Source organism: Inhella proteolytica (assembly GCF_016093275.1).
GTDB classification, from domain to species: Bacteria; Pseudomonadota; Gammaproteobacteria; order Burkholderiales; family Burkholderiaceae_C; genus Inhella; species Inhella proteolytica.
The window spans coordinates 31,730-47,746 of sequence record NZ_JAEDAK010000009.1; the positions used below are offsets into that span (position 1 = coordinate 31,730).

Consider the following 16,017-nt stretch of genomic DNA (forward strand, 5'->3'; position numbering starts at 1 on the left):
TGACTCCTGGCCACTTCGGCGCGGCCACACAAACTGAAAAAAAGGGGGGATTGGCGATGCCCTGGCTGAGCCCGACGCCGGCGGGCTCAGCCGATCGGATTGGGGTCGCTCGGCGCTACCGCTGCCGCCGGCGAAGGAGCGCTGGGGGCCACGACCCCCATGGAGATGATGTGCTTGAGCGCGGCATCCACGCTCATGGCGAGCGGGCGCAGCTGGCTCTTGGGCACCATCAGGAAGAAACCCGAGGTCGGATTGGGCGTGGTGGGCACGTAGAGCGAGACATGCTCGCTGCCATCGCCCAGCAGCGGCGCCACCTCGGCCGCGGGCTTGCCGGTGACGAAGGCGATCGTCCAGCTGCCGGCGCGCGGGTACTCCACCAGCACGGCCTCGCGAAAGGCGTTGCCCTTGCTGGAGAACAGGGTGTCGCTAACCTGCTTGACCGAGCTGTAGATGCTCTTGACGATGGGGATGCGGTGCATCAACCCATCCCACTGGCGCAACCACCACTGGCCGACGAAATTGGCCACGAACACGCCGGTGGCCAGCAGCAGCAGGGCCAGCACCAGCACGCCCAGGCCAGGAATCTTGTGCAGCTCGCCCAGGAAGCCGGCCAGGCCGGGTGGGGCGACCTTGGCGGCCGCGCCCAGCACTGCGGCAAAGATGCCATCCAGCAGACCCAGGACGGCATGTAGCACCCAGACCGTGATGGCCAGGGGCAGCCAGACCAGCAGGCCGGCGATCAGGTATTTGCGCAGCGTGGACACGGGTTCCTTAATGGCAGCCGGAGCCGCTGCAGGCGGTGCCGCAGCCGGCGGCCGCCGGTGCCGGGGCGGCCTCCGCGGCCGCTGGCGCCGGCGCGCTGGCGCCACCCTTGAAATCGGTGGCGTACCAGCCCGAGCCCTTGAGCTGGAAGCCGGCAGCCGTCAGCTGCTTGGCGAAGGTGTCGGCGCCACAGGCCGGGCAGGTGCTCAACGGGGCGTCAGTCAGCTTTTGCAGCACATCCTTGGCATGGCCACAGGCGCTGCAGCGGTAGGCGTAGATGGGCATGGAACAACTCCGGGAGCGGGCAAAAAGCCCGCGATTCTAAGAAACCCCCATCCCGCCATGCGGAATGGGCGCAGGCCCGGAACAGATGGGGTTCAGGGGTGCGGCTTCAAGTGGTGGTCGACATGCTCGTGGCGGTTCGCCAGCCACTGCGGCGCCAGCGAGCCCAGCACCATGCCGAAGAAGGCCGCGATCAGGCCGGCCAGTTGGCCCGGGAAGACCTCGCCCCAGGTGGTGACCTGCGGGAAGAAGGCGATCCAGGTGCCCACGCCGGCCACCAGCGAGAAGATCGCGCCCTGCGTGCTGGCCCGCGACCAGTACAGGCCGAACACCAGCGGGATGAAGGCCCCCACCAGCGTGACCTGGTAGGCGGCCGACACCAGCTCGTAGATCGAGGTGCCCTGCATGGCGATGGCGTAGGCCAGCACCAGGCCGGCAAAGATGACGATGGTCCAGCGCATCGCCAGCAGCTGCTGCTTGTCCGTCATGCCCGGGCGCATCTGCTTGAGGATGTTCTCGACGAAGCTGGTGGAAGGCGCCAGCAGCGTGGCCGAGGAGGTGCTCTTGATGGCCGACAGCAGCGCTCCGAAGAACAGGATCTGCATGATCAGCGGCATCTTGCCCATGATGAAGGCGGGCAGCACGCGCTGGTAGTCGTTGGCGGCCAGCTCCATCACTTCGTTGCCCATCACCACCACGGCGGCGCTGACGATGAACATCGGCACGAAGGCGAACAGGATGTAGGCGGTGCCGCCGATCACCGCGCCGCGCTGGGCGGTCTTGGCGTCCTTGGCGGACATCACGCGCTGGAACACGTCCTGCTGGGGGATCGAGCCCAGCATCATGGTCAGGGCCGCACCGATGAACATCGCCATGTCGGTGAAGCTGGGCTCGGGGAAGAACTTCCACAGGTCCTTCTGGCTCGCCAGGTCGAGCACCTTGCCGGCGCCGCCAGCCAGGTCGGCCGCGAAGACGGCGATCACGGACAGGCCGACCACCAGCACGATCATCTGGATGAAGTCCGTCCAGGCCACGGCCAGGAAGCCGCCGATCACCACATAGATCAGCACCGCCAGGGTGCCGATGATCATGCCGGTGGCCGGGCTCATGGCGCCATTGGTCAGCACATTGAAGACCAGACCCAGCGCCGTGATCTGCGCCGCCACCCAGCCCAGGTAGCTGAGGATGATGGCCGCCGAGCAGAACACCTCCACGCCCTTGCCGTAGCGCTGGCGGTAGAAGTCGCCGATGGTCAGCAGGTTGCGCTGGTAAAGCTTGGCGGCGAAGAACAGACCCACCAGGATCAGGCAGGTGCCGGCGCCGAAGGGGTCCTCGACGATGGCGCCCAGGCCGCCCTGCACGAACTTGGCGGGGATGCCCATCACCGTCTCGGCACCGAACCAGGTGGCGAAGGTGGTCGTGATCACCATCACCAGCGGCAGGCTGCGACCGGCAATCGCGAAGTCCGAGGTGTTCTTGATGCGGGAGCCGGCCCAGACCCCGATGGCCAGGGTGCCGAGCAGGTACAGGACGACGAAGACGATCAGCGTGGTGTTCATGGGCACGGCACCGGGACGGATGGAAAGGCGCCGCGGCTCCCGGGCAGGGGGCGGCGGCGCGGGCGGGATTATGGTGGCGGGGGTGGCGCCCGCTTCTAGACCTTTACCCCAAACCCGGTGGGGCCCACGAGGGGGCCGGCGCGCCTCAGAGCAGGGGCAGCTGGAACCAACGCAGCAGCAGCACCGCCGCCACCGCACCACCGGTGAAGCCCAGCAGCGCCCACAGCAGGGACTGCAGCATGCGGTTGGTGCGGCGCAGCTCGTTCACCAGCTGCTGCGTGGCCTCGGTCGAGCGCCCGGCGGCCTGCTGCTTGAGGGCGTCGTGCAGCAGGCGCGGCAGCTCGGGCAGGAACTGGGCCAGGCGTGGCGCTTCCTTTTTCAGCACGCGCGCCAGCGCACGTGCGCCGACCTGCTCGTCCATCCAGCGCTCCAGGAAGGGCTTGGCCGTCGCCCAGAGGTCGAGGTCGGGGTCAAGCTGGCGGCCCAGGCCTTCGACGTTCAGCAGGGTCTTTTGCAGCAGCACCAACTGGGGCTGGATCTCGACATTGAAGCGGCGCGAGGTCTGGAACAGGCGCAGCAGCACCTGGCCGAGCGAGATGTCCTTGAGCGGGCGGTCGAACTGCGGCTCGCAGACGGTGCGGATGGCGGCTTCCAGTGCGTCGATGCGCGTGTCGGGCGGCACCCAACCCGACTCCACATGCAGCTCGGCCACGCGCTTGTAGTCGCGCCGGAAGAAAGCGACGAAGTTCTGCGCCAGGTAGTCCTTGTCGAACTCGGAGAGTGTGCCGACGATCCCGAAATCGAGTGCCACATAGCGCTGGAACGTCTCGGGCGCGACGCTGACCAGGATGTTGCCGGGGTGCATGTCGGCGTGGAAGAAGCCGTCGCGGAACACCTGGGTGAAGAAGATGGTGACGCCGTCGCGCGCCAGCTTCTTGATGTCCACGCCAGCCTCGCGCAGGCCGTCCACCTGGCTGATGGGCAGGCCGTGCATGCGCTGCATGACGATCACCTCTGCGGTGCAGAGGTCCCAGATCATCTCGGGCACCATCACCAGGTTCAGCCCGTCCATATTGCGGCGCAGCTGCGCGGCATTGGCGGCCTCGCGCACCAGGTCGAGCTCGTCATGCAGGTACATGTCGAACTCGGCCACGACCTCGCGCGGCTTCAGGCGGCGGCCATCGGCGCTGAGGCGCTCGACCCAGGCCGCCAGCGTGCGCAACAGGCCGAGATCGTCTTCGATGATGTCCAGCATGCCCGGGCGCAGCACCTTGACGGCGACCTCGCGCCCATCGTGCAGCTGGGCGAAGTGCACCTGGGCAATCGACGCGCTGGCCACCGGTTCGGCGTCGAAGCGCGCGAACAGGGCCTCGATGGGTTTGGCGAACGCGCGCTCGACCAGGCGGCGGCTCAGCTCCGCCGAGAAGGGTGGCACGCGGTCCTGCAGCTTGGCGAGCTCCTCGGCAATGTCGGGCGGCACCAGATCGCGCCGGGTGGAAAGCACCTGGCCAAACTTGACGAAGATCGGCCCCAGACGCTCCAGCGCCAGGCGCAGGCGCACGCCGCGCGGCTGCTCCCAGCTGCGACCCACGCTCGTGAGCCGGCGCAGCCAGCGCACCCGCTGGTCGGAAAAGCCCGACAGGGCCAGGTCGTCCAGACCGTAGCGGACGACGGTCCAGAAGATCAGCGCCAGGCGCAGAAAGCGCCGCATCAGCGCTTCAGCAACTGGCTGAGCGCGGCCTTCAGACCCGCGGCAGCCTGGGCCAGCATCTGCGCCGGTGCAGGACCCACGAAGCGGGCGATGTCGTCGGCCGGGTCCCAGCGCAGATTGTCGAACAGCCAATTCACCGCGCCGGCCAGGGCCGCGTCACCGCGCACGCTGACGCCCTCGCGCTGGCCCTTCAGCGCGGCCAGCGCCGATTGCAGCGGGTTGCTGGCGTCCAGCTCGATGGCCAGCGCGGCCTCACCGGCCTCCTCGGGCGCCAGGCGCTCGAACAGGCCGGCCGGGGTGATGGCCAGGTGCAGATCGGGCAGCTGCGGCGCCCAGGCGGGTGCCCCGCGCACCGCCACACTCAGGCGGCGCCCCACGAAGTCTTTCAGCTTGGCCATGGCCGCGGGTTCACGGCTCATCACATGGTTCAGCCACAGCACCAGCTGCTCCTGCAGGGCGGGGGCGAAGGGTTCGATCAGCATGCGGGCATTCTAGAAAGCCCCCTGCCCCAGGGGCGGCCTGCGGGCCCGCAATGACCCCTCCACTACGATCGCGGCCCTGTGCCGCCCTGCGGCAGCTTTCAGCATTCCGCCATGAGCACCCCCCTCGACATCCAGCCGGTCATCATGGCCGGCGGCAGCGGCACGCGGCTGTGGCCGCTGTCGCGCGCCGGTTACCCCAAGCAATTCCTCGTGCTGTCCGGCAACAGCAGCCTGTTCCAGCAGGCCGCCGAACGCCTGGCCGCGCTGGCCGAACCGGGCTTGGCCGTGGCCGCTCCGCTGGTGGTGGGCAATGAGGAACACCGCTTTCTGGTGCTGGAACAGCTGCGCGAAGTACGCCTGACGCCTGGTGCCGTGCTGCTGGAGCCCTGCGGCCGCAACACCGCTCCCGCCGTGACGCTGGCTGCGCTGCAGGCCGCGCTGGAAGGCCGCGACCCGATCCTGGTGGTGACCCCGGCCGACCAGACGGTGACCGACCCCGCCGCCTTCGCCGCCGCCATGCGCCAGGCGGCCCGCCGAGCTGCCGACGGCAGCCTGGTGGTGCTGGGCGTCACGCCCGACCGCCCCGAGACGGGCTATGGCTACATCCGCAGCGCCGGCGAGGTGGTGCAGGCTTTCGTGGAAAAGCCCGACCTCCCCACGGCCCAGCGCTATCTCAGCGAGGGCGGCTACAGCTGGAACGCCGGCATGTTCGTGATGCGCGCCAGCAGCTGGCTCCAGGCCCTGGCCGAGTTCCGCCCCGACATCCTGGCCGCCACCGAGGCCGCGTTTGCCCAGCGCCAACAGGACAGCGTGTTCGTGCGTCCGGACAAGACCCTGTTCGCCGCCGTGCCCAGCGAATCGGTGGACTACGCAGTGATGGAGCGCTGCCCCGGCAGCGCGCATCCGCTGGCCATGGTGCCCTTGAGCGCCGGCTGGAACGACCTGGGCGCCTGGGAAGCCGTCTGGCAGGTGGGCGAGAAGGACGCCAGCGGCAACGTGACGCGCGGCGACGCCCTGCTTTCCAACTGCCGCAACACCCTGGTGCACGCCGGCTCGCGCCTGGTGGCCGCGGTGGGCGTGGAGAACGTGATGGTGGTCGAGACGCCGGACGCGGTGCTGGTGATCGACCGCGCGCGCAGCCAGGAGGTCAAGGCCATCGTCGAGCGCCTCCAGAAGGAAGGCCGCGGCGAGCAGTTGCTGCACCGCAAGGTGCACCGCCCCTGGGGCTGGTACGACGGCATCGACCACGGCGAGCGCTTCCAGGTCAAGCGCATCCAGGTCAAGCCGGGCGCCTCCTTGAGCCTGCAGATGCACCATCACCGCGCCGAGCATTGGATCGTCGTCAGCGGCACGGCCGAGGTGACGGTGGGCGACAAGACCACCCTGCTGAGCGAGAACCAGAGCACCTACATCCCGCTGGGCGAGGTGCACCGCCTGGCCAACCCGGGCAAGGTGCCGCTGGAGATCATCGAGGTGCAGAGCGGCAGCTACCTGGGCGAAGACGACATCGTCCGCTACTCCGACACCTACGGAAGGGCCTGAGGCCATGACGATTCTTGTGACCGGCGGCGCCGGTTTCATCGGCAGCAACTTCGTGCTCGACTGGCTGGCGCAAAGCCACGAGAAGGTCGTCACGCTCGACGCCCTGACCTACGCCGGCAACCGCGAGAACCTCGCCAGCCTGAAGGGCGACGAACGCCACCACTTCGTGCATGGCGACATCGGCGATCGCGCCCTGCTCGACCAATTGCTCGCCACCCACCAGCCGCGCGCCATCCTTCATTTCGCAGCCGAAAGCCATGTGGACCGCTCCATCCACGGCCCGGGCGCCTTCATCAAGACGAACGTCGAAGGCACCTTCACCCTGCTGGAAGCGGCGCGCACCTACTGGTCGGGCCTGAGCGAGGACATCAAGGGCGACTTCCGTTTCCTGCATGTCAGCACCGACGAGGTCTACGGCAGCCTGGCACCCGACGCCCCAGCCTTCACCGAGACCCACCCCTACGAGCCCAACAGCCCCTACAGCGCCAGCAAGGCTGCCAGCGACCACCTGGTGCGCGCCTGGCACCACACCTACGGGCTGCCGGTGCTGACGACCAATTGCAGCAACAACTACGGGCCCTTCCATTTCCCCGAGAAGCTGATCCCGCTGATGATCGTCAACGCGCTGGCGGGCAAGCCCCTGCCGGTGTATGGCGATGGTCAACAGATCCGCGACTGGCTGTATGTGAAGGATCACTGCAGCGCCATCCGTACCGTACTGGCGCGTGGCCGCGTGGGCGAGACCTACAACGTCGGCGGCTGGAACGAGAAGGCCAACGTCGACATCGTCCAGACCGTCTGCGCCTTGCTGGACGAGTTGCGCCCGAGCGCCGAGGGTCCGTACGCGCGCCTGATCACCTACGTCAAGGACCGTCCCGGCCACGACCGCCGCTACGCCATCGACGCCCGCAAGATCGAGCGCGAGCTGGGCTGGCGCCCGGCCGAGACCTTCGAGACCGGCATCCGCAAGACCGTGCAGTGGTACCTCGACCACCCGGACTGGGTGGCGCGCGTGCAAAGCGGCGCCTATCGCGACTGGATCGAAACCCAATACGCATGAAAGTCGTTCTGTTGGGGGCCAAGGGCCAGGTGGGCTGGGAGCTGCAACGGGCCCTGGCGCCGCTGGGCGAGCTGCTGGCCTGGGACCGCGAGCGCGCCGACCTCGCCAACCCGGAGGCCCTGGCGGCGCAGCTGCGTGCGGTGGCACCGCAGGCCATCGTCAATGCCGCGGCCTACACCGCCGTGGACAAGGCCGAGAGCGAGCCCGAACTGGCGCAGCGCGTCAACGCCGAGGCGCCAAAGCGCCTGGCGGCGCTGGCAGCCGAGTTGGGCATCCCGCTGGTGCACTACAGCACCGACTACGTCTTCGACGGCAGTGGCGATCAGCCGCGCGACGAAGACGCCACCACCGGCCCACTCTCCGTTTACGGCGCCAGCAAGCTGGCGGGCGAGCAAGGCATCCGCGCCAGCGGCTGCACGCACCTGATCCTGCGCACCTCCTGGGTCTATGCGGCGCGCGGCGGCAACTTCGCCAAGACCATGCTGCGGCTGGCCGCGGAGCGCGAACAGCTGCGTGTGGTGAACGACCAGATCGGCGCGCCCACCGGCGCCGAGCTGCTGGCCGATGGCGCGGCCCATGCCTTGCGCAGCCTGCTGGACCAGCCCGAGCGCTCCGGCACCTACCACCTGTGCGCCAGCGGCGAGACGAGCTGGGCCGCGTACGCCCGCTTCGTCGTCGAACAGGCGCGCGCCAAGGGCCAGGCCCTGCGCTGCCAGGAGGTCCAGGGCATCCCGAGCAGCGACTACCCCACTCCGGCGCGCCGACCGCTCAATTCGCGCCTGGACTGCCGCCGCTTTGAATCCACGTTTGGCCTGCGCCTGCCCCATTGGGAGCAAGGCGTGCGCCGCATGCTTGACGAGGTGATCGCATGACGAGCCATCGCAAGGGCATCATCCTGGCCGGCGGCGCCGGCACGCGCCTGCACCCGGCCACGCTGGCCGTCAGCAAGCAACTGCTGCCGGTGTACGACAAGCCGATGGTTTACTACCCGCTCAGCACCCTGATGCTGGCGGGCATCCGCGAGGTGCTGCTGATCTCCACCCCGCAGGACACGCCGCGCTTCGAGCAGTTGCTGGGCGATGGCTCGCAATGGGGCATGAGCATCCGCTACGCGGTGCAGCCCAGCCCCGATGGCCTGGCGCAGGCCTTCCTGATCGGCCGAGACTTCATTGGCGGTGCGCCCTCCAGCCTGGTGCTGGGCGACAACATCTTCTACGGCCACCACCTGCCCGTGCTGCTGCAGGAGGCCGACGCGCGCCAGCAAGGCGCCTCGGTGTTCGCGTACCACGTCACCGACCCCGAGCGCTATGGCGTGGTGGCCTTTGACGAGCACAAGCGCGCGGTCTCGATCGAAGAAAAGCCCAAGGCGCCGAAGAGCAACTACGCCGTCACCGGGCTCTACTTCTACGACACCCAGGTCTGCGACCTGGCGCGCGACCTCAAACCGAGCCCGCGCGGCGAGTTGGAGATCACCGACTTGAACGCCCGTTACCTGGCGATGCAGCAGCTCCACGTTTCCATCATGGGCCGTGGCTATGCCTGGCTGGACACCGGCACGCACGACAGTCTGCTCGAAGCCGGCCAGTTCATCGCCACGCTGGAAAAGCGCCAGGGCCTGAAGGTGGCCTGCCCCGAAGAGATTGCCTATGCCAAGCGCTGGATCGACACCGAACAGCTGCTGCGCCTGGCCGCGCCCCTGGCCAAGACGCAGTACGGCCAGTACCTGCAGAGATTGACCCATGAACGTCATTGAGACCGCCCTGCCCGGCGTGCTGATCCTGGAGCCCAAGGTCTTCGGCGATGCACGCGGCTTCTTCACCGAGAGCTGGAACGAGGCACGGTTCAACGCCACCGTGGGCAGCACGGTGCGCTTCGTGCAGGACAACCACAGCCGCTCGGCCAAGGGTGTGCTGCGCGGCTTGCACTTCCAGCGCGCGCCGCACGCCCAGGGCAAGCTGGTGCGCTGCGTGGCCGGGGCTGTCTTCGATGTCGCAGTCGATCTGCGCCAAGGCAGCGCCACGTTCGGCCGCTGGGTGGGCGTGGAATTGAACGCCGACAACCACCGCCAGCTCTGGATCCCGGCCGGCTTCGGCCATGGTTTCCTGACCCTGAGCGATTCGGCCGACTTCCTCTACAAGACCACTGACTACTACGCCCCGCAGGCCGAGGGCTGTGTGCGCTGGGACGATGCAGACATCGGGATCCAGTGGCCCGACGTGGGTGTGGCGCCGATGTTGGCTGAGAAGGACTTGAAGGGTCAGGCCCTGAAGGACCTGAGCCCGCTTTGATCAAGCCTTGAAGTAGTCGCGGTACCAGGCGACGAAGTTCTTGATGCCCTGCGGCACCGGCATCGCTGGCTTGAAGCCGGTGGTGGCCTCCAGCTCCGACACATCGGCATGCGTGGCCGGCACATCGCCCGGCTGCAGATCCATGAAATTCTTCTTGGCCTCCACGCCGATGGCTGCCTCGATGGCCTCGATGAACTGCATCAGCGTCACCGGGTCGTGGTTGCCGATGTTGAACACGCGATACGGCGCGTTCGAGCGCGCCGGATCGGCCTGGATCGGGTCGTAGGCAGGGTCCGCCTCGGCCGGGCGATCCAGCACGCGCACCACGCCTTCGGCGATGTCGTCGATGTAGGTGAAGTCGCGCACCATCTGGCCGTGGTTGAAGACGTCGATGGCGCGCCCTTCCAGGATGGCCTTGGTGAACAGGAACAACGCCATGTCCGGCCGGCCCCAGGGGCCGTACACCGTGAAGAAGCGCAGGCCCGTGGTGGGCAGCCGGTAGAGATGGCTGTAGGTGTGTGCCATCAGCTCGTTGGCCTTCTTGGTGGCGGCGTACAGGCTGACCGGGTGGTCCACGCTGTGGTGCTCACTGAAGGGCATCAGGGTGTTGCCCCCGTACACGCTGGAGCTGGAGGCGTAGACCAGATGCTGGATCTGATGGTGCCGGCAGCCCTCCAGGATGTTCATGAAGCCCTGGATGTTGGCGTCGATGTAGGCGTGCGGGTTGGTGAGCGAGTAGCGCACGCCGGCCTGCGCGGCCAGGTGGACGACGCGGTCGAACTTCTCCGCCGCGAACAGCGCTTCCATGCCGGCGCGGTCCTCCACGCTCAGCTTCACGAAGCGGAAGCCCGGCTGCGGCGTCAGGCGCGCCAAGCGGTCGTGCTTGAGTTGGGGGTCGTAGTAGTCGTTCAGGTTGTCCAGGCCCAGGACCTCGTCGCCACGTGCCAGCAGGATCTGGCTGACGTGCATGCCAATGAAACCGGCCGCGCCGGTGACGAGGATCTTCATGGGGAACTCCGCGAACAAGGGGGTCTTGAGGGCGCGGCATTCTCGCCCTGCGCGGAGAATCCGCGCAGCCTTCCCTCCCCCTGAATCCAATGGCCAAGCCCCTGATCCACCTGGTCGCCGGTGCGCGTCCCAATTTCATGAAGATCGCCCCGCTGGTGCGGGCGTTGCAGCTGGATGGCCGGCTGGACTTCAAGATCGTGCACACCGGTCAGCATTACGACCGCGAGATGAACGAGATCTTCTTCGAGGAGCTCGGCATCCCCCAGCCCGATGTGCGCCTGGGCTGCGGCGGCGGCAGCCATGCCGAGCAGACCGGCAAGATCATGCTGGCCTACGAGCAGCTCTGCAACGAACAGCGCCCCGATTGCTGCCTGGTGGTGGGCGACGTGAACTCGACGCTGGCCTGCTCCATCGTGGCCAAGAAGGCGCAGATCCCGGTGGCCCATGTGGAAGCGGGCCTGCGCAGCGGCGACATGGCCATGCCGGAGGAAATCAACCGCCTCGTCACCGACGCGATCAGCGACTGGTTCTTCGTCACCGAACCCAGCGGCCTGGAGCACCTGAAGCGCGAGGGCAAGCCGATGGACGCGGTGTTCGACGTCGGCCATGTGATGGTGGACAACGTGCTCTACCAGGCCGCCAAGCTGGCCACGGCCGACACCTCGGGCTTCGAGACCCAGGCCTTCAAGGCCGCGCACCCGCGCTACGCGGTGGTGACCCTGCACCGCCCCAGCAATGTGGATGGCGATGACAACCTGCGCCGCGTAGCCGGCGTGCTGCGCCGCATCGGCGAGCAGGTGCCGGTCTGCTTCCCGGTGCACCCGCGCACGCGCAAGAACCTGGAAGCCGCCGGCATCGACCTGGGCCCCAACGTCACCCTGCTGGGCCCGCAGCCCTATATGGCCTTCCTGCATCTGTGGAAGGACGCCGCGTTGGTGCTGACCGATAGCGGTGGCCTGCAGGAAGAGACCACGGCACTGGGCGTGCCCTGCGTGACCATGCGCGACAACACCGAGCGTCCGATCACCGTGGATGAAGGCAGCAACATCCTGGCCGGCACCGAGCCCGCCGCCGTCATCGCCGCCTGCGAGGGTGTGCTGGCCGGGAGTGGCAAGCGCGGCCGCCGCCCCGCCCTGTGGGACGGCAAGGCGGCCGAGCGCATCGTGCAGATCCTGGCCGGGCGTCTGGGCGCCTGAGCCCGCGCCGCCCTCAGTGCGTGTACTGAGGCGTGGTCGAGGGGTTGGGGGCCAGCACGGCTGAGGCCCCGGCCGCCGCAGGCGACGAAGCGGCCGGCGCGGTGGGGGCTGTGGCGAAGCGCCCCTGGTATTCGATCTTGGCCGCCGCGCGCAGGGTCTTGAGTTCCTGTTGCCAGTGCTCGTTGCGGCGCTGGTTGCCAAGGAAGTTCTCAATCATCGGCCGGGCGCGCTCCAGATCCACCGGCTGCGGGCGCGAGCTGAGCAGGATGACGACCTGCAAGCCATTGGGCGTGCGGTTGAGCAGCGATTGCCCGTCCTTCATCTGCGCCAGGGTGCCGAGGCTGGCGAGCGGCAATTCATTGGCCGCGGCCACCGTCTGCTGCGCAGCAAAGCGCAGGTTCTGCGCCTTCAGGTAGGCGGTGAACTCGGTCAGGTTCTTGCTGGCGGCCAGGCGTGCGCGCAGGGTGTCCAGCTGCTCGGGCGGCGCTTCGATGTCAAGGCGCTGCAGGTTGTAGATGCGGCGCTCGGCAAACAGCGCGGGGGTGGCGTCGTAATAGCGCTGCACCTCTTCCAGCGTGGGCTTGCCGGCCGCGGCACGCACCTGGTCGGCATAGGCAGCGGCCAGGATCTGGCGGCGCGCCGCTTCCATCTGCTGCAGCACCTTGGGGTCCTTGTGCAGACGCAGCTCCTCGGCCTTCTGCACCGCGAGCTCCTGGTCGATCAGCAGGTCCAGGGCCTTGCGGCTCAGGGCCTCGCCCTGCTCCGGCTTCGCCTGCGGCTGCTGCTTGATGAAGGCGTCCACCTGGCGCTCGCTGATTTCCTCGCGGTTCACCCGCGCCGCCACCTTGTGGTCCGGGTCACTCGGCGAACAGGCCGCCAGGGTCAGGGCAGTGGCCAGCAGTCCCAGGCCGCGCTTCAGCATTTGATGCCCACGTGCAGGGCCACCACGCCGGCGCTGAGCTTGTGCACATCCACATGACCGAAGCCGGCGCTCTTCATCATCTGCTTGAGGGTGGCGGCATCGGGGTGCATGCGGATCGACTCGGCCAGGTAGCGGTAGCTTTCGGCATCACCGGCAATCCACTGGCCCAAGCGCGGCAGCACCGAGAAGCTGTACCAGTCGTAGGCTTTCTGCAGGGGTGCGGCCACCTTGCTGAACTCCAGCACCAGCAGGCGACCGCCGGGCTTGAGCACGCGGTTCATCTCGGCCAGAGCCTTGTCCTTGTGCGTCATGTTGCGCAGGCCGAAGGCCACGCTGACGAGATCAAAGCGCTCGCTGGCAAAGGGCAGCGCCTCGGCATCGGCCAGCAGGCTGGGGGTCAGCGTGCCGGCATCGAGCAGGCGGTCGCGCCCCTGGCGCAGCATGGCCTCGTTGATGTCGGAATGCAGCACCAGGCCACGCAGACCGACGCGCTTGGCGAAGGCCTGCGTCAGGTCGCCGGTGCCGGCCGCGATGTCCAGCACGGTCTCGCCCCCCACGAGGCCGGCAACGGCCACCGTGTAGGCCTTCCAGGCGCGGTGGGCGCCAGCCGACATCAGGTCGTTCATCAGGTCGTAGCGCGAGGCCACGGAATCAAACACCCCGCGCACCTTGCGCGCCTTCTCGCGCTCGTCGACCTGCTGGAAGCCGAAATGGGTCTTGTCGTCAGTCATGCCGGATCGCGGCTGGCGCCTGCGGCGCGCAACCGGCTTTCGTAGTCGGCCCAGAGGCGATCCTGGTCGCGTCCGAGCTGGTAGAGGTAATCCCAGGAGTACAGGCCGCTGTCGTGGCCATCGCTGAACACCGGGCGCAGGGCGTAATGCCCGACGGGCTCCAGCGCCGTGATCTGCACGCCACGCTTGCCCACCTGCAGCACCTCCTGCCCAGGGCCATGCCCTTGCACCTCGGCCGAGGGGCTGCACACGCGCAGCAGTTCGAAGGGCAGGCTGAACGCGGCACCGTCGTCAAAGCTGAGCTCCAGGCGCTGGCTGGCCTGGTGCAAGGTGATGGCGGTGGGGCGGGGAGATTCGGGACGCAGGCCGGCCATGGTGGGAAAGGCGGAAAGGCTGAAGTGTAAGAAGCCCATGAAAAAGGCCCCGGGGGTCGCCCGGGGCCTCGCAGCCGAGTTCCTAGAAGGGGCTTACCACTTCAGGTTCAAGGTGTAGGTGCCAGTGCCGCCGCTGTAGTACTTGACGCGGACATAGCGGGTCGAGGTGGTCGTCCCGGTATTGGCGCTGCTGGCGGTATCGATCTGGCCGGCGCTCTTGTCGCTGTAGGCCAGGGTGGTCCCGGAGCTGTTGTAGATGTACAGGTCGTAGTCCTTGGTGCCACCGTTGAGCGTGGCGGTCAGGGTCTTGCCGGCCGGCAGATCGACGCGGAAGTAGTCCGTGTCGGTCGTGCTGGACAGGCTGCCATTCACCGTGGTGTTGCTGGTGGCCACCAGATTGGCGGTGCCAGTGGTGTTGTTGGACTCGACTTCATTGGCCGTACCGCCCGGAGGCTGGGTGGTGCCGCCGGTGATGGCCGCGATGGCCGCCGGGGCGTCGACGATGCCGGTGCCGCACTGGCTGCAGGTAGCCGGGAAGGCACGGGCACTGTTCTTGATGGCGGCCTCGATCTGGTCCGGCGTCGCCGTCGGCTTGGCCTGGTACAGCAGCGCCGCAACGCCAGCCACGTGCGGCGTGGCCATCGAGGTGCCTTGGTAGTAGGCGTAGTTGTCAGCGCCCGGGCCTTGCGTGCCAGCGTTCAGCGTCGAGTAGATGCCGTTGGCCGTGCCCGTGCTCATATTGCCGCCAGGAGCCGCAACATCGACCACGGTGCCGTAGTTGGAGTAGGACGCACGGCCACCGGTCGGGCCCACGGCTGCCACGGCGATGACGCCGGCGCAGTTGGCGGGGTTGCTGTTGCTGGCGTTCTGGTTCTCATTGCCCGCAGCCACCACCACTGTCGTGCCGCGCGAGCGGGCGCTGTTGATGGCGTTCTGGCTGGTCGTGTCGCAAGCGCCGCCGCCACCCAGGCTCATATTGATGACCTTGGCCGGCGTGGCATTGGCCGGCACACCGGAGACAGTGCCGCCCGAGGCCCAGATCATGGCGTCAGCGATGTCCGAGGTGTATCCGCCACAACGACCCAGCACGCGCACGGCCTGGATCTTGGCGCCGTAGGCCACGCCGATCACGCCCAGGCTGTTATTGCCCTTGGCCGCAATGGTGCCGGCCACGTGGGTGCCGTGCCAGCTGGAGTTCGAGGCCGGCTCACCGGTGCCGCACTGACCGGCGGTGGACCAGTCACCCGGGTCAGACGGGTCGCTGTCACGCGCATTGCCGTCGTTCGACACGAAGGTGTCGGCAATCATGTCGTAGCCGGCCACGGTCTGGCCGCTCAGGTCGGGGTGCGAGGCGCGGATGCCGGTGTCCAGCACGGCCACGACGACGCCGGCGCCGTTGTGGGTGTCCCAGGCGGTGGTGGCACGGATGCCGCCAGCGCCCGTGCCCATGCCCCAGAGCTTGCTGAAGTCGGTGTCGTTGGGCGTCATCAGCGCGTACATGCGACGGTCCGGCTCGGCGTACTCGATGGTGCTGTCGGCTGCCGCCATTCGCGCGGCCATGGCCTGCAGCTCGCTCACGCTAGCCCACTTGTTGAGCTTGTAGACCTTGGCGCCGAGGCCATTGGTCTTGAGCTCGCTCATGCTCAGGCCAGCCTCCTGGGCCATCCGGGCCAAGCCCGGGGGCACGAACGCACCGTCGGCCGCCATCAGGGCAGCCGGAGCACCGTCGCGGTACTTGATGATCATGCGGTCGGTGAACGCGCCGCGGACGGTGTTCACGGTATCGGCCGCACCACCTGCCTGGGCCAGGCCCACCAGGCCAACGCTCAGGCAAAGGGACAACAGGGCCCGCTGCGGGGCCTTCTTCGAGATCGACATTCCAACGCTCCAAATGGGAGAAACAAAGGGACCCCGGTAGGGGTCATGCGAACTGCGGTCCGGAGGTCATCCGGTTACTGCGGGAACGCGAGCGGCGGGGTGCCGCTTTCTTTGCCTACACGGGAGCTTTGACCGCAAGCCCCTCGTACTGCCTGAGCAGGTGGGGCGCGCGATCGCCCCGTTGGCCGCCCGGGGTTGACCCGTTCGGCTGGGGCGGAAGTC

General features: G+C 68.0%; 16 protein-coding genes. 6 read left to right on the plus strand and 10 right to left on the minus strand.

Features of this window, described 5'->3' with window-relative positions; genetic code table 11:
- Positions 1 to 86: 86 nt before the first annotated feature.
- The 5 genes from I7X39_RS13640 to I7X39_RS13660 all read right to left on the minus strand — a co-directional run bounded on the left by I7X39_RS13640 (position 87) and on the right by I7X39_RS13660 (position 4,796).
- On the minus strand, positions 87 to 755 hold the full coding sequence (locus tag I7X39_RS13640) for a DUF502 domain-containing protein (RefSeq protein WP_198111874.1): 669 nt from the start codon (positions 753 to 755) through the stop codon (positions 87 to 89).
- A 16-nt stretch (positions 756 to 771) separates the two neighbouring features.
- Entirely contained in the window at positions 772 to 1,047 is a 276-nt protein-coding gene (locus I7X39_RS13645) for an FmdB family zinc ribbon protein (protein WP_198111717.1), read from the minus strand.
- A gap of 92 nt (positions 1,048 to 1,139) precedes the next feature.
- A complete protein-coding gene (locus I7X39_RS13650; protein ID WP_198111718.1) occupies positions 1,140 to 2,603 on the minus strand; it encodes a high affinity choline transporter 1 in 1,464 nt (487 codons plus the stop codon).
- 145 nt (positions 2,604 to 2,748) lie between these two features.
- Complete coding sequence (gene ubiB, locus I7X39_RS13655) at positions 2,749 to 4,314, minus strand: ubiquinone biosynthesis regulatory protein kinase UbiB (RefSeq protein ID WP_198111719.1); 1,566 nt, start codon at positions 4,312 to 4,314, stop codon at positions 2,749 to 2,751.
- Positions 4,314 to 4,796 (minus strand): hypothetical protein, encoded by a 483-nt coding sequence (locus tag I7X39_RS13660; RefSeq protein WP_198111720.1) that lies wholly within the window; start codon positions 4,794 to 4,796, stop codon positions 4,314 to 4,316. The genes ubiB and I7X39_RS13660 overlap by 1 nt, the downstream gene beginning before the upstream one ends.
- 111 nt (positions 4,797 to 4,907) lie before the next feature.
- Here I7X39_RS13660 and I7X39_RS13665 point away from each other — a divergent pair, with 111 nt between their 5' ends.
- The 5 genes from I7X39_RS13665 to rfbC are packed head-to-tail and all read left to right on the plus strand — an operon-like array spanning position 4,908 to position 9,686.
- Positions 4,908 to 6,338, plus strand: a complete 1,431-nt coding sequence (locus tag I7X39_RS13665; protein ID WP_232351955.1) for a mannose-1-phosphate guanylyltransferase/mannose-6-phosphate isomerase — start codon at positions 4,908 to 4,910, stop codon at positions 6,336 to 6,338.
- Positions 6,339 to 6,342: 4 nt separating this feature from the next.
- Positions 6,343 to 7,398, plus strand: a complete 1,056-nt coding sequence (rfbB, locus tag I7X39_RS13670; protein WP_198111721.1) for a dTDP-glucose 4,6-dehydratase — start codon at positions 6,343 to 6,345, stop codon at positions 7,396 to 7,398.
- A complete protein-coding gene (rfbD, locus tag I7X39_RS13675) occupies positions 7,395 to 8,270 on the plus strand; it encodes a dTDP-4-dehydrorhamnose reductase (protein ID WP_198111722.1) in 876 nt (291 codons plus the stop codon). The genes rfbB and rfbD overlap by 4 nt, the downstream gene beginning before the upstream one ends.
- Complete coding sequence (gene rfbA / locus I7X39_RS13680; RefSeq protein ID WP_198111723.1) at positions 8,267 to 9,151, plus strand: glucose-1-phosphate thymidylyltransferase RfbA; 885 nt, start codon at positions 8,267 to 8,269, stop codon at positions 9,149 to 9,151. The genes rfbD and rfbA overlap by 4 nt, the downstream gene beginning before the upstream one ends.
- The gene (gene rfbC / locus I7X39_RS13685) at positions 9,138 to 9,686 is read left to right on the plus strand and encodes a dTDP-4-dehydrorhamnose 3,5-epimerase (RefSeq protein ID WP_198111724.1); all 549 of its coding nucleotides are present in this window, start codon (positions 9,138 to 9,140) and stop codon (positions 9,684 to 9,686) included. The genes rfbA and rfbC overlap by 14 nt, the downstream gene beginning before the upstream one ends.
- On the opposite strand, the gene I7X39_RS13690 is transcribed toward rfbC, so the two are convergent.
- Positions 9,687 to 10,694 carry an NAD-dependent epimerase gene (locus I7X39_RS13690; protein ID WP_198111725.1) on the minus strand — a complete coding sequence of 336 codons (1,008 nt, stop codon included), beginning with the start codon at positions 10,692 to 10,694 and terminating at the stop codon, positions 9,687 to 9,689.
- 89 nt (positions 10,695 to 10,783) lie between these two features.
- On the opposite strand from I7X39_RS13690, the gene wecB reads away from it, so the two are divergent.
- A complete protein-coding gene (gene wecB / locus I7X39_RS13695) occupies positions 10,784 to 11,890 on the plus strand; it encodes a non-hydrolyzing UDP-N-acetylglucosamine 2-epimerase (protein WP_198111726.1) in 1,107 nt (368 codons plus the stop codon).
- Positions 11,891 to 11,903: 13 nt separating this feature from the next.
- On the opposite strand, the gene I7X39_RS13700 is transcribed toward wecB, so the two are convergent.
- From I7X39_RS13700 to I7X39_RS13715, 4 genes are all read right to left on the minus strand, one after another.
- Entirely contained in the window at positions 11,904 to 12,812 is a 909-nt protein-coding gene (locus tag I7X39_RS13700; protein WP_198111727.1) for an EpsD family peptidyl-prolyl cis-trans isomerase, read from the minus strand.
- A complete protein-coding gene (gene ubiE / locus I7X39_RS13705; protein ID WP_198111728.1) occupies positions 12,806 to 13,543 on the minus strand; it encodes a bifunctional demethylmenaquinone methyltransferase/2-methoxy-6-polyprenyl-1,4-benzoquinol methylase UbiE in 738 nt (245 codons plus the stop codon). Before ubiE ends, I7X39_RS13700 begins: the two co-directional genes overlap by 7 nt.
- Positions 13,540 to 13,917: a gamma-butyrobetaine hydroxylase family protein gene (locus tag I7X39_RS13710; protein ID WP_198111729.1), complete on the minus strand. Its 378-nt coding sequence runs from the start codon at positions 13,915 to 13,917 to the stop codon at positions 13,540 to 13,542. Before I7X39_RS13710 ends, ubiE begins: the two co-directional genes overlap by 4 nt.
- A gap of 93 nt (positions 13,918 to 14,010) precedes the next feature.
- Positions 14,011 to 15,795, minus strand: coding sequence for a S8 family peptidase (locus I7X39_RS13715; protein ID WP_198111730.1), 1,785 nt, complete (start codon positions 15,793 to 15,795; stop codon positions 14,011 to 14,013).
- Positions 15,796 to 16,017 lie beyond the last annotated feature (222 nt).